The sequence below is a fragment of the Myxococcales bacterium genome (assembly GCA_016706225.1).
In the GTDB taxonomy this organism is placed as follows: domain Bacteria; phylum Myxococcota_A; class Polyangia; order Polyangiales; family Polyangiaceae; genus JADJKB01.
On record JADJKB010000005.1, the window covers coordinates 108,191 to 122,114 of the forward strand.

The 13,924-nt window shown below is 68.0% G+C and carries 10 protein-coding genes; all 10 read right to left on the reverse strand.

The features are described 5' to 3' along the window. The gene (locus IPI67_08325; protein ID MBK7580193.1) at nucleotides 1–945 is read right to left on the reverse strand and encodes a hypothetical protein; all 945 of its coding nucleotides are present in this window, start codon (nucleotides 943–945) and stop codon (nucleotides 1–3) included. 66 nt (nucleotides 946–1,011) lie between these two features. Then, entirely contained in the window at nucleotides 1,012–2,877 is a 1,866-nt protein-coding gene (locus IPI67_08330; protein MBK7580194.1) for a hypothetical protein, read from the reverse strand. Nucleotides 2,878–2,886: 9 nt separating this feature from the next. Beyond that, nucleotides 2,887–3,603, reverse strand: coding sequence for a hypothetical protein (locus IPI67_08335; GenBank protein MBK7580195.1), 717 nt, complete (start codon nucleotides 3,601–3,603; stop codon nucleotides 2,887–2,889). A gap of 282 nt (nucleotides 3,604–3,885) precedes the next feature. Beyond that, nucleotides 3,886–5,412, reverse strand: a complete 1,527-nt coding sequence (locus IPI67_08340; GenBank protein MBK7580196.1) for a hypothetical protein — start codon at nucleotides 5,410–5,412, stop codon at nucleotides 3,886–3,888. Nucleotides 5,413–5,425: 13 nt separating this feature from the next. Beyond that, nucleotides 5,426–7,213, reverse strand: coding sequence for a hypothetical protein (locus IPI67_08345; protein MBK7580197.1), 1,788 nt, complete (start codon nucleotides 7,211–7,213; stop codon nucleotides 5,426–5,428). Then, nucleotides 7,210–8,691 carry a trypsin-like serine protease gene (locus IPI67_08350; GenBank protein ID MBK7580198.1) on the reverse strand — a complete coding sequence of 494 codons (1,482 nt, stop codon included), beginning with the start codon at nucleotides 8,689–8,691 and terminating at the stop codon, nucleotides 7,210–7,212. Before IPI67_08350 ends, IPI67_08345 begins: the two co-directional genes overlap by 4 nt. A gap of 84 nt (nucleotides 8,692–8,775) precedes the next feature. After that, a complete protein-coding gene (locus tag IPI67_08355) occupies nucleotides 8,776–11,043 on the reverse strand; it encodes a protein kinase (GenBank protein ID MBK7580199.1) in 2,268 nt (755 codons plus the stop codon). Between the two features lie 2 nt (nucleotides 11,044–11,045). Next, a complete protein-coding gene (locus IPI67_08360; GenBank protein ID MBK7580200.1) occupies nucleotides 11,046–11,957 on the reverse strand; it encodes a sigma-70 family RNA polymerase sigma factor in 912 nt (303 codons plus the stop codon). Between the two features lie 90 nt (nucleotides 11,958–12,047). Further along, nucleotides 12,048–13,505, reverse strand: a complete 1,458-nt coding sequence (locus IPI67_08365) for a glycosyltransferase family 39 protein (protein ID MBK7580201.1) — start codon at nucleotides 13,503–13,505, stop codon at nucleotides 12,048–12,050. Between the two features lie 88 nt (nucleotides 13,506–13,593). Further along, nucleotides 13,594–13,923, reverse strand: coding sequence for a preprotein translocase subunit SecG (secG, locus tag IPI67_08370; protein ID MBK7580202.1), 330 nt, complete (start codon nucleotides 13,921–13,923; stop codon nucleotides 13,594–13,596). Nucleotide 13,924 lies beyond the last annotated feature (1 nt).

Sequence of the window (13,924 nt, forward strand, 5' to 3'; positions counted from 1 at the left end):
TCATTTCGGGGGTTTGATCGGCGCGCAAGTGCTGACGCCGGCGCCAACGATGACCTGGGGCACGCTGGTCACTTTGGTCGTGGTGCCCAGGCTCGGGTCGTAGTGAAAGACATCCGTCGAGGTGCCCGGTCCCACGAACAACCAGAAGCTGCCACCCCAGAAAGCGAAAGCAAAGTTGGAAGCGCCGGGTGGGTACTGAATTGGCGACTGCGGTGCTTGCGACAAGATCTTGGCGTTGCTCTTGTCGATCTGCGACACCACGTACGGGGAGCCTTCGAAAGCGCCGAACAGCTTGCCATCCCCGGTCCCCGTGAGCTCGGCGCGGGAGTTCGTCTGGTCGTAGGCTCCGATCGGCGTGAGCACTAATGACTGAGTGTCGATGATGGCGAGCCCCGTGCTCGTGCCCAACGCGTCCGCCTGGCTGACGAACAAAGTGTCTTTCGTGCTGCCGGCGCCCTCGGTGGAGAACCCCATGCCGAAGGTCACGAAGCCGCTCTGCCCCGGTGTGAAGCCGGTGGGAGTACAGGCTGCGGTCTTGGTGTCGACCTTGTACAGCGAGCCGTCGGTATAGACGACCCAGGCGTTGGCGTTGCGGTCGACGGCCATCGAGAACGGAGTGTCGAGAAAACCCGCGCCGCAGTTGACCGTGCCGACGGGAGTGAACGCGAGGGATGGCGGGTCGAACTTGAACAGGGTCTCGGCGCTGTCGATGACGTAGACGAACTGCGACTCTGCCGAGCAGCCGGTCTGCGTGCCGCCCCCGTTGCCACCTGTGACGACCACGCCGCCACCGCCGCCGGCGCCTCCCACCGCGCCGCCACTACCGCCGAGGTTGACTCCGCCCGTTGCACCCGAGCCGCCGATGCCCGGCCCGCCGCCGCCGCCGCTTGCGCCCGAACATCCGACGGAGAGAAGCACCCAAGCCAACAGCGACGCCCGTTTCACCCTCCGGAGGATAACCGACGCGGCGGCCGGCGGCTGCCGGAGTTGGCACGGCCCGGGGATTTTCCCTCATCCGGCGGGATCGAGGATCACCGTGGGCAGGCCTTCCGGCGCGATGCCGACGGCGCCGTGCACCTTGGGCTCCGGCACGTACAGGGTTCCGGCGGGATCCTCGCTCATCGGGATCCAGTAGCCGTCCACGCTGGCGATGACCTGCGCGTTCTCGTCGAACATCTGCACACGTCGCTTCTGGCCGTTCGGCGTACGGGTCACCGTGATGCTGCGTCCCCAAGACAGCGTGCCGCTCGGGTCCACCAACAGCTTGCGGTAGGTCTCGGGCGCGCCCGGCGTGATGTAGTAGTTCGCGTTGACCCACTGGATGCGCTTGAACAGCTTTCCATAGTTGGTGTCGCTGATCCACTGCGGGTCGCAGTAGCTCATCATGTCGCGGAAGTTGCTCGGCTCCTTGAGCTTCTGGCTGGTCAGGCTGTAACCCCATGCGCCGATCTTGGCGCCCGCGTAAGGGAACGCCTCGCCGGAGACGCCGCACGGCGCGTGCGGGCGACCCATGGTGTGGCCAACCTCGTGCGCCATGATGAAGCCCTCGGTGTCCGCGCCCTTGAAGCCGAGGCCGACGGCGCAGCGCGAGTACTCGTCGGTGGCGCCCGGCACGTACCCTAGGCCGGCGATGCCGCCGCCGTACTGGTTCCATCCGCTCGCCGGCGCCATGATCCCGAAGTAGTAGGTCTTCGAGTCGACCTTGTCGGCATGGCGCAGGTCGCACAACGTGTCCAACCAGGTGGACCAGCCGGAGCCGGCGCTGACGTAGCTCTTGTAGTCGACCGGGTCGCGCAGCGAGACCTCGACCTTGGTGGTCGGGTAGATCGAGAACAAGATGTCGTGGTAGCGCTGCATCTGCTCGGTCGAGGTATCTGGCAATCGACCCGAACCGTCGCCCTGATAGCGGAAGGGCACGAATTTCACGCGCATGATGCCGGACGATTCTGCGCCGACGTCGGCTGGCGTCTGCGCCGGCCACTTTACCGTCGACTGCACCGCGCCGACGCTGCCGCCGGAGGGTTCGTGCAGCGAGACGGTGAGCTTCAGATCACCCGTCACCTGCTCCGGCGGAATCAGGAAGTTGAACGTGCTCGACAGAGTCGCGTCGCTCGAGGCCGAGCTCACGTCTTGGCTGAGGGTCTGGGGTTTGACGTTGGGGTCCGAGCTCTTGAGATCGAGCATCGCGGTGAGCTTGCGGTTCGAGAACCCCGAGGCGGGAGCAACGAACACTCGCACCAGCGCAGGTCGCCCCATCACGATCGGAGCATTCTTCTGGTTGACCTGCTGGCCGCCCTTCATCAAGCTGACCTTGACGGCTTGATAGACGGCGATCTCTTGGATGTTCACGCCGCCTGCGAAGTCGCCGACCGGGCCGAAGGACCCGCCGCCGAAACCACCGTTGCCGCCCCAGCCGCCGCCGCCCGAGCTGCCGCCGTTGCCGCTGGCGCCGCCGCTCGAGCCACCGCCGCCGCTCGAGCCGCCGCCACCACTCGAGCCACCGCCACCACTCGAACCGCCGCCTGCGCCACCGCTCGGTGCGCCACCGCTCGGCCCGCCGGAGCCGCCGCTCACTCCGCCGCCGCCCGGCTCGCCGCCGTTTCCGGATTGGTTGCCGGCGCCGCCGGCGTTTCCACCGCCGCTGCTCCACGACCCACCGGCAACCCCGGCGGTCCCGTTCCAGTTCCCACCGCAATCACACTTCGTGTATGCGTGGCCGTCCGCCGAGCAGCTCTGCGCGCCCTGTTGGCCGCCCGGACAGGCGCAAGCGACCTGGATCCCCGGTGAGCAGACCTTCTGGTCCTCGCCCTCGGCGATCGCGGTGCAACCGGCGGCCAACACGACCAACATCAAGCGCGACAACAAGCGAAACATCATGCCTCCGATTCAGGAGCACTCGACGGCGCACGCCTGCGACGCGCAGCCACCGAGCGACATTGCAGGCGGGAGTGCCTTGAAGTTGAACAGGTAGGTGCCACAGCCGATCAACAAGCAGCCGTAGTCACTCAGTGAACAGCCGCTTGCTTGCGCGCACTGAACGAGCTCGATGCAGCCGGAGGTCTGAGTGCACCCCGAGAGCTCGCTGCCGCAGCTCTGGGCGACACAACCGGTGCAGTCGAGGGCCGCGCCACCGCCGGAGCCGCCACCCGAATAGCCGCCCGAACCGCCGGAGCCCGAGCCGCCGGAATACCCGCCAGAACCCGAGCCGCCGGAATACCCGCCAGAACCCGAGCCGCCGCCGGCACCACTGCCGCCGACTCCCGAAGCGCCACCGCCGGATGAGCTGCCTGCGCACTGCTTCAGGCAGGCTTTTGCGTCGCCGCCCTGACACGCGCACGAATCGAAACACGACGAGCAACCCCCGCAGTCGGGCTCCGTCGTGCAGCCCTCCGTGCTGCCAGTGCAGCCCGTGCAGGCGCCGTATCCATTGCCGTCTGCCGCGCACTCCTGCACTCCCATGCCTCCGCTGGGGCAGGTGCAGGACACCGACTGATTGGGGACACAGAGGTCGTTTGCCGCGGCATCCTCGGGGCTACCGCCGCATCCCGGGATGCAGAAACAGAGGGCCACGAGCCAGGGTGCGAAGCGGGTGCGCGGGGACATTGCCAGTCTCCAGATCCGGCCGGGGGACCCGGCCTGCCCCAGATAGACACGCCTTGCAGGCGACCTTGCAGGTGCATGGCGCCGATGCGCTCACTTTTCAGCAGACTGATCTAGCGGCGGTTTTGGAGTTTCTTCGAGGTCACCCGCGGCGCGCGACCTGCCAGAAATTCGCGACTCATCCCAGGCCAGAGGAGGCATCCGCCGGCCTCACCGGTAGTTCAAGTGGGTTTTCGCCGCTCATGACGAACGCGATCTGTCATCGCAAGACTGCCCAAGTCGAGGCTAGAAGCCCATCACGCTCTTGGTCCAGGGATCGCCGTAGGTCTTTTTTACCCACGCCCGAAGTTGGGCCGCGTCGGAGCTCGTCTGGAGCTTGGCGTAGTAGGTGTCGATGTGTTCCCACTTGAACTCGGTCATGCCCTTGGTCTGCTGGTAGAGGCCCATGGCTCGCTCGGCGTTCCACTTCAAGAACTCACGGAACTGGGCGTAGCCGGAGAAGTAGGTCGGGTCCTTTGCCTCGGCGGCCATGCCGACGGCCATGGCGTACACTGTGAACTCGACGGAGCCGGAGGCGTCTCGCCAACCGCTGTTCCACTTGCCCTCTTTGACCAGGTTCACTCCGGATTCGGTGCCGTTGGTGTACGCCACCCACTCATCGAAGAGATAGAGCGGAGTGTCGTTCCAATCGGTCGAGCCCTGCAGGTAGAGGTTGTAGCGGCTATCTCGCAGGCTCTGCGGCACGTAGGGGTTTGCGTCGGACTTGAGCATCTTGGGTTCGACCACCAGAGCGAACTTGTTCGACCCGACGTAGAAAGCGTTGGCCTTCTTGCCGGTGTCGTTGAAGTAGTTCCGCAGGTGGGAGTTGATGCCGTGGGTGGTCTCGTGGACGTACGTGACCTTGTCGGAGTCGTAGTAGGTGCTGCCGTAGGAGAGCGGCAGGTGACGGATCACGTCGGTCATGTAGCTGCTCCAGCCGGCGTTCGACGTCGAGTGCTGCTCGGGGAAGCTCTTCCAGACCACCGCGCCCGTCGGGAATCCGCCACTGCCGCCGCTGCCGCTCGAACCGCCGCTGCCGCCGGAGCCACCGCTGCCGGCCGAACCACCGCTGCCGCCGGAGCCACCGCTGCCGCCGGAGCCACCGCTGCCGCCAGAGCCACCGCCGCCGGCCGAACCACCGCTGCCGCCGGAGCCCGAGCTACCGCCGGTACCTCCGCCACACGAGCCACAACCGAACGAGCCAACCTCGTCAACACAGATCTTGTCCCACTCGGTCTTGCAGCAATAGTCGTCCTGAGCACAGACGCAGGACTCGACGCTGGTGTCGCTGCAACCCGGGCTCGTGCCAGGCGTGCAGCAGGTGCTCGTGCCGCTGCTGCCACCAGACGACGGCGAGCCTCCTCCGCCGGCGAAACCTCCCGAGCCCGACGAGCCCGAGCTGCCCGAGCTGCCGCCCGCGGGCGCGCCACCGCTTCCCGGATTACCGCCGGAGTTGCTGCCGCCCGCCGGATTTCCGGCGCTCCCGCTGCCCCAGCCGCCGCTGCCGCTGCCCGCGTTGCCACTGCCACTGCCACTGCCACCGCTGCCGCTGGAGCCGCAGGCATGCAGGCACGTCTTCTGATCGTTCGTCTCGCAGACGCAGCGCTCGAAGCAGCTCTTGCAGGTCTCGCACGCGCCCGGTGCGCAGGTGCCGGACTGTGAGCCAGCGTTGCCGCCTTTACCACCCTTGCCGCCTTCAGCAAGTCCGCCGGTCTCGGTGCTGACGCTGCAGCCAACCGCGAGGATCAAACCCAAAAGTAGAGCTGCTTTCATCAGTCTTCTCCGATCAGAACCGCACAGCCACGGCCTGGCGTGCGCCGGCCTCGACCATCACCGAGCGCAAGATCCGCCCCTTGTCCGGGTGCACGAATACGACGACGTGTGAGCCCGGTTTCACGCGCACGCCCAGGCGAGGGCTCATGCCGAGAGGTTGCCCATCGAGGATCACACCGGCGCTGGGAGCGGAGGTGAAGTCGAGCGTGGCTGAGCCGACGGTGATGGGCGTCACCGGCTTTGGCGTTGGTGCAACAGGAGGCGCGACCGGTGGTGTGATCGGTGGCACGAGCGGGGCGAGCGGTTGGGCCGCAGGCAGAGACTCGATCGGGGTCGAGAGCGGCTCCGGCGTGCTCGCGACCCGCGCCGGAGCTCGCTCCTCGCCGGGCTCCGGTCGTGCGAGCTGCATGTGCAGGACCGAGGCTTCTCTGTCCCGGAGGCGCACGACGCGGGGGCTCGTCGGTACGTGTCCCGGCGCCGTGATGGTCACGAAGTGGAGTCCTTCCGTCAACCCTGGCACGAGGCAAGGAGAGCTCTCGCAGCGTCGCACACCGTCGATGAACACCTCAGGAAACTCCACGGCGCCGCCGCCGGGTCCCGCGACGGTGACGAGCAGAGCGTCCGTACTCGCTCCGCCAGCCGCAGGTCGACTTGGCTGGAGCGCAAACAAGGTGGTCAGAAACACCACCAGTCCGAGCACCGCCCCGAGCGCGACGGGCAGCGTGCTCTTCCAGGACCAGGTGCGAGCTCGACCGCGCTCAATCTGCACTGCCCCCGAGACCGGGATCACGCTCGTGCGCTCGCTCTCCTCGGCGTGCTCGGTATGCTCGGCGTGCGCCCGCGTGGCGAGGGTGTCCCACTCCAGCACGGCGGGTAGGCGCGGCAGCTCCCGCGGGATCGGCGCGAGGGGGGGGCGTGCGCCTGCGGTCCTGGCGGCTTCTCCTCGACTGCGGCCGGGTGTGGGCCGTCCGCTGTCACGCTCGCGCGGTTTGAATGGGCGCGCGGCGATGACGCAGGTTGGAAGTGGGGGGAGTGAGTCGCGCTTTGGTCGCATCGAGCTCGGGAAGGCTGGCAAGAGCGGCGACCGCAACGAGGCCGCGTTGCGAGAAGAAGGCGGGGGGCGCAGCGAAGGTGGCGGCGGCAACGGCGTGCGGGGCGGTGGTAGCAGGGTCGATAGCGGCGGAGGTGGCACCGAGTCGACCTTCGGAAGCCGAGGCGGCGGCGGTAGCGGCGCGAGCGCGGCGGCCGTTTCCGTCTGAGCGTGTTCGCGTTGCGTTCGCCGGAGCGTCGGCGCGTCGTCCGCCATGCTGAAGTCCGGCAGCATCTTCACGGTGGGGTCGGCAGGAAAGTCTTCGTAGCGCGAGAGCAGCGGCAGCTCGCTCGAACCGGATTTGAAGCGCGGCATCTCGACCGTGCGACTGGTCTGGTCGCAGTCGTCCTCCGGCTCGTCAGCGGGTTCGATCGGATCGGAGTGCGTATCGCGTGTCTGTTCCGCGCTCTCGCTCGGCGGCAGCTCCTCGATTGAAATCGGGATCCCGCCATCCGTGCCCTCCGTCGCCTGCGCTTCCGCTCCCGGCTCTGCGGAGGCATCCGAGTCGCATACCGCAGCCGGTCTCTCGGCTATGTCCCTCGGGTCCGCGTCCGCGGCTCGTTCGACGAGCAATTCGACCAGATCCGAAGTCCCGGTCACTTCGTGCAAATCAGAGAACGACGGCTCGAGGCTCACGAGGTCCGAGTCCGAGAGCTCGGCGACGCTCTCGATACGCAGGCGCGGATCTGAAGTCTGGTTAAGGTCAGTCATGGATCCTCTCTCGGGCTCAATGCATTTCCGTCATCGACCCTGCGTCGCAGAGCCAGCGTTGCCAGCCCGAGGGCCGCGATGAAGAGGGCGCGTTCCGACGACCCTCGGCGCCCGGCGGTACCGCATGCGCAGCCTGCGGTGACGTCGCTGTTGTCGCGCGTCGACGGTGCGTCCGGCCCCCCGAGCTGGCCACCGGCGCCGGAACTCGGGCCGTAGGGCGCGCACGCGACGGCACAACCTTGGGTGTCGCCCGTTGCGCAGGCGCACTCGTCCAGGCACGAAGCACACGAGTTGCAGTCCGGCGCGTTCGAGCAACCAGGGGCTCCGATGTTCGAACCGCCGCCGGATGAGCCGCTCGTGCCTCCGCCGCCGCTCGATCCGCCAGTGCTCGAGCCGGCACCAAACCCGCCCGGGTTGTTCCCGCCGCCAAAGCCCGCGCTGCCCCCGCCGCCAAAGCCCGCGCTGCCACCGCCGCCGAAGCCGGCGTTGCCACCGCCGCCGAAGCCAGCGCTGCCTCCGCCACCGAAGCTGGTGCCGCCGCTGCCGCCGCTGCTACCCGAGCCTCCGGCGCCACCCGTCGGACCGCCGCCGCCCGTGCCACCCGGCCCGACCGGTCCCCCGCCGTAGGGTGCGCCGCAGGTCGAGCTCGGACCCGACAGGTCAGTCGTAGCGCAGCCTTGTGACCACGCGCTGCCGCCGACGTTCGGGGACTTCGGAAAACCGGTGCAGCCCGCCGTCGGCGCCCACTGTCCGTTGTCGTGGCAAGGTGTGAGGTCGAGCCCCGCCGTCTGCTCCACCCAAGCGATGTTGGTGTGCATCATCGAGTAGTAGCCGCCACCCCCGCAGTAATCGCCGTAGGACGTGATGCCGAACACTCGCCAGCTGCCGTCTGACAGCTGGATGAACACAGGGCCGCCGGAGTCGCCGTAACAGGTGTCCTTGCCGCCGCCACCGATGAAGGCCTCGCCATTCTTGACGGAGTTGAGCGGCATCGTGACCTCGCGCTTTGGCCCCCAACCGAGCCCGTCGTTGGCCTGGCCGAAACCGACGGCAACGACCTGTGCGCCAGGCGCCAGCGCTTGAGTCTCACAGCCCATCAAGATGGGAACGATGGACACGTTGGTTACCGGCTTGCTGAGCCGGCAAAACGCGATGTCGTAGGTCGCGTTCCCCGAATACTTCGGGTTCGCCGAGCAGGATTTCGTCGGCACCGAAAACGCAGGTGAGTTCTCGTTGTCCCCGAACGTGGCCTTGCTCGGCGCCCCGCCGCCTTGCATGCAGTGCGCGGCGAAGATCACCAGCTCCGGGTGCACCAGGGTTCCGGTGCACCCGCCAAGGGCGACAGTCGTCGGCCAGCCGCAGGGTTTTACCTTGCCGCCGCCATAGATCGCCTGAGGCTCGGCCGCCGGCGACGCCGCCGAGACCAGGCAGACCGCCAGGGCAATCAGCGGGAGTTTCGGGAAGGTCGGGATCGGCATTTCTCGCTTCTCGGGCCGCGGGTGTGGTCCACACGAAGGACACCCGCCGCGCGGGACCTTGCAGCGCAATTGCGCTCGGGCCGGTCAGAAGCGGGTATCGAGGGGGTTTCCCGGGGGCCGGCGCCTGCGCCTCGGGGCGGCTCCGGCGTCGTGCGTCGATTTCGGCGCCAGCGTCGGCGTCGGGTCTTCCTCGGGAAGGTCGGCAATCTCGGCAGGCGCTGGCCGGCGCCCCGTCGCGCTCGGGGCCAGGGAAGGGCCCTCGGGCACGGCGCCCTCGTCGTCGGTGGCGATGAGGAAGATCATCAGCGCACTGAATCCCACGACCAACGCTGCAAAGACCCCGACAGCTCGTCGTCGGGTCGACACTTCGCGGCGGAACGATGCCGTATCGGTGATGTTCACCAGGCTCTCGTCCGAGGGACGGGCCCGATCGGGCGCAGGTGCGTCCGCCGACGCGAAGGTCACCGAGGGTGGTGGGATCGGTGTCAGGCGAGGTGGCGGGGGTATGGAAGAAATCCGGGGGACGCTGGCTTCGGCGATCGCTCGGACCTTGTCGAGGGCCACGAGCCCGCCTTCGCCGGCGAAGGGTGCGAGCATCTCCGCCAGGGACCGCACGCTGAACGGGCGCGCGTCCGGGTGTTTGTCCAAACAATGCAGGATCACCGCCTCGAGACCTCGAGGCAGATCTGGGCGCAGCTCTCGAGGGGGCCGCGGATCGTCACTCACGATGGCGGCGCAGAGCGCGGGCAGGTTGTCGGCAATGAACGGCGGGCTGCCCGTGAGCGCCTCGTACAAGATCACGCCGAGCGCCCAGATATCCGTCCGAGCATCGACGCTCTTCGAGCTGCGCACTTGCTCCGGCGACATGTGAGTCGGGGTGCCGAGCACGTCGGCGGTGCCGGTCAACCGGACCCGGGCGGCTTGCTCCAGCCAGTCCGACTTCGAAACCCCGAAGTCGAGCACCTTCACCATGGCGTCGCGACCGGGCTCCCCGAGCACCATGATGTTGTCAGGCTTCAGATCGCGGTGCACGATGCCCATGGCGTGGCATTCGGCGACCGCGGCGCAAGTCTGGAGCACGTAGTGCAGCGCCTCTTTGATCGGTAATGCGCCCCGTTGCTTGAGCACGCGCCCCAGCGTTGCCCCCTCGAGGTGCTCCATCACGATGAACGGCGCACCCTCGTCGCTCTGACCGACCTCCAGCACCCGCACCACGTGTTCACTCGAGACTGCAGAGGCCGCGCGGCCCTCTCTCAGGAAGCGCTCCACCGCCGCTCGGCTGCGCGTGGCCCGAGGCGGCATCAGCTTGATGGCGACGGGCCGGTCGGAGCCGGCCTCGCGCGCCGTCACCACGGCCCCCATGCCGCCGCGACCGAGCAGGCCCTCGACGCGGTATTTGTTGGCGATCATTGCGCCTGTGGTCGGCATCCAGTCGCGATCACGTCCCGCGCTCTTGCGATCGACCGGAAGCCGGTGCTCGAGTTGCACGCGGTGGACGGCGGCCGCGAGCTCGACCACCGATGGGAAACCGTCCGGGCGCTCGATGGCGCTCTCCAAGATCGCGGTGAGGGCCGGGGCTCCACCGCCGCAACGCTCGAGCAAGGTCAGTGCGAGCCGACTCGCGGTCTGAGTGTCGTCCAAGCAGAGCTCTGCGTGGGTTCGGACGTTGCCGTGCAGCGCGTCAGCCAGTCCGAAGTCAGCGACGTGCACGTGACCGGCCAAGTCGATCAGCACGTTCTCTGTCCGCAGGTGACCATGCGGAGTGCCGACCCCATGGGCGCTGGAGAGCGCACCGAGAAACTGCATGACCACGTCCCGCGCCAAGTCGGGCCCAATGCCGCGGGCGCGCAGCAGGCCAGCCAGGTCGTCGCTCGCAACCAGATCTTCCACGAGCAGCAGCGCGCCGTCCGCCTCGTGGCACTCTCGCGGGCGAACCACGTTGTCGCTCGCGATCGCTCGGGCCCGGAGCAGTGTGGCCCGAAGGCGCGCCCCCACGTCCGGGCGTGCGGCCCATTCTTGTCGGATCCACTTCAGACCGACGAGCTCGTCGACCGCCGTGTCCCGGGCGACGTAGGCGATGTAGAGGGAATTTTCCGCCATTTGGCGCAGGAGCACGTAGCGGTTCGCAAATTCGCCGGGCAGTGTCACGTCGAGGCGCTGCGCCGGCACGGTCGGCGTTCCGTCGTCGTCGACGTCCTCGGCGTGGGCGAGCGCGGCGACCACCCTGCGACAGTCGTCACAGGCGTCCAGGTGACGGTCGGCGTTCAGCCGTGCTTCGGAGGAAATACTCCCGTCCGCGAGTGCCAGCAGCTCGTCTTCGTCGAGGCAGCTGCCGAGCGGATCTTCCACCATGGTCACACCTCGACGGTGCCGGCAGGCTCGGTTTGCAATAATCGCGCGATGCTGAGGTGCAAGTCGCTGCGAACCAGGCGCATCACGCTGGCGCACTCCGAAGGCCTCAGCGCATGGCGCTCCAGCAGCTCGTTCTGGGCGTCTTCGAGCAGGCGGCCGCGGATCTTCGTCAGCCAGCGCGAGATGGTCGAGGCGTCCACCGAGTGCAGTCGTCCGAGCTCGGCCAGGGACAGCTCGTCAATCACGTACATACGCAGCAGATTTCGCTGCTCACTGGTCAAGCGCCGGAACGCCCCGGCCACCGCCTGTGCCAGGGTATCGGCGTACTCCGCCTTCATCACTCGCAGCTCTGGATCGGCGGAGTCCTCGGCAATTCGCGTGGCCAGGAGGTCGTCATCCCGCGGTACGTGACGTTTCTCGGCGCGCTGAGTGTTCAGGGCCGTACGCACGACGACCACCCGAATCCAACCGCCGAGCGCGCCGCGGCCGGAGTACTGCGCGAGCTTGGGCGGCGCGTCCGCTCCACCCGTCAGGAGTTTTTCGCGCGCGTGCTGCAGCGCTTCCTCGCGCGCCTGTGAGTCGTTGCGAAAGCGTCCGAGGGCTCGGCCGGAATCGGCGATGAAACGCCGGTCCAGCTCGTTGATGGCGGCGCTCGAGCCGCTGAGGCAGGCGCAGCACAGGTACAGCTCTTCGATCCTGAGCTCGCTCAGGGTCTGCAGCGGATCCGCTCCGGCTGGGCTCCGCTCGCCAAGAAACTGCGCAAACGCCGCCGCATCGACGCTGACCCCGGGCCAGGCGGCACTGCCCCGATTCGCCGCGTCGGTGAGGGCGATTTCGAGCCGCTCTCGGTCGGGTGGCTCGAACCCCGGAGCCGGGGCGCTCTCGAGGAACAGGGTGGATAGGGGGCTCGTCATGGGTCCGCGTGCGAGGCAGCCTCGGCGGGTCGTGCCGTCATTTTCGATGGGGACGGCCGAAGCTGCAAGTCCACGGCAGAGATTTGGCGATCAAGGCCCGGCTTTCGCCACACGAACGAGGACGTACTTGCCAAACGTTCGCTCGACGACGCCGATGCCCTCGGCGGCAGCGTGGTGGCGGGAATCGAGCAGGACGAGGGTCGCGCCGGCTGCGAGAATCCGCGCGCGGAGCGCCTCGGGCGTCTCGAACGGGTCGCTCGCGTCGCGGTGGCGAGGGTCGTGATCGGAGAACGGCAGAACGCGGCTCGGCCGCGCGAAGCCCGCCATGACTGCATAAAAGGCGAAATCCGGCGTGTCCACCAGTAGCCGATCGTTTGGCCCCGCGGTGATGGCCGCTGCGCGCCCCGCCTCGAGCTCCGCGGCGCGGTCGATGAAAGTGTCCCGTCTGCCGAACCACGGGCGGACGATGGCGGTCGCCGGCGCGGTGATCAGGCCGGTGCTGGCGATCAGCAACGCGCGCGCGGGGGGTGCAGCGCGCCGCCAAGCCGAGCTGAGGCTGTCGCCGGCAAAGACCGCCAGCCACAACCAAAGGGTCATGAGCGCCCGCTCGCCGTGGTGGGTCGGTGCGCCATCGCGTAGATCGCCCATCACCAGAAACACCAGCAGCCCGCCGCTTGCGAGCGCCGCGCGGGCATGGCGCTCGAACACGGCACGGTGTCCCAGCAACAGCAGCGCCGTCGCACCCACGACTGCGACCGTCACGAGCTCCGGCTCGGCCCTGAGCAGCATCGACGGATAGGCGACGAGCGCATCCCAGAAATCCCGATTGCCCGCGCCGATTGCTCGCCGATAGTCGCTGACTCGTTTGACGAAGAACAGCCCGCTGCCGTGTCGAAATAACCCGTTGGCGAGCCAGAACGCGGGTCCGCAAAGCGCGAGCAGCGTTGCGCCGAGGTAGAGTTTGTCGTGCGAGCGCAGGGCGTCGCGCCCCGAGTAGAGCGCGAAGACCAGCGCAACCGGCCAGGCTTCGTAGCGGCACAGGCACGCCAACGACAACGCGAGCGCGCCGACCAGCCGAGGCCGCCCGGTCCGGCTGAGCGCCGCGACTCCGAGCAGCGCGAGCGCTGCGCTCGGAAGTTCGGGCAATGCGGCCACACCCAGCCAAGCCGAGTAGGGAAACGACCCAGCCACGAGCGCACCGAGACACGCGCCGGGGCGGGATGCACCGAGCCAGCGCGCGGCCAACCAGACCGACAGCACGGAAGCCAGCCCGAGCACGATAGCGACCGCGCGTGCGACGCTCACACTCGAACCGAAGAGCAGCATCGCGGCGCCGTTGATCCAGAACGGCAGGGGCAGCCAGCTGGTTCCGCTGGGGTCGAGGCTGGGAGCCTCGGCAAACCGCTGAGCGATGACGATGCGTGAGAAGTCGTCGTCGGATAGCGCGCGAAATCCGCCGAAGATCACCAGGCCGGAGACGCAGGTTTTCGCGCCGAGCGCCAGCAAGACGTCCCGACGCGAAGCGTTCGACGTGCGCGCTCGGGCCACCCTAGCTACCCCGCTTCTGCACCGGTTTTGGCCGGAACCGCGGGCCGCATGCCCCCCCGGCCTCGGCGGGCGCGGCCGGCGGAAGCTCTCAGTTCGAGCTCGCCGGCGCCGGGGGTTTGTCTACCTGCGCAGGCTCGCTCTTCTTGTTCTTCGAGTTGCGCTTGGCCAGCGAGTCGTCGGACGAGGTCGACAGATACGCGAGGGTGATGCTGGTGACGAAGAAGATGGTCGCCGTGACCCAGCTGATCTTGGTCAAGATGTTGCCGGCACCGCGGCCGCCGAAGACCTGCTGCGCAGCTGCGCCGGTGATCGCTCCCATCCCGCCGCTCTTGCCCGGTTGGAGCAGCACGACGACCATGAGGAAGATGCACGCAACGATGTGCATGACGGTGATCGGAGTCTTGAGGATTTCGGCCATG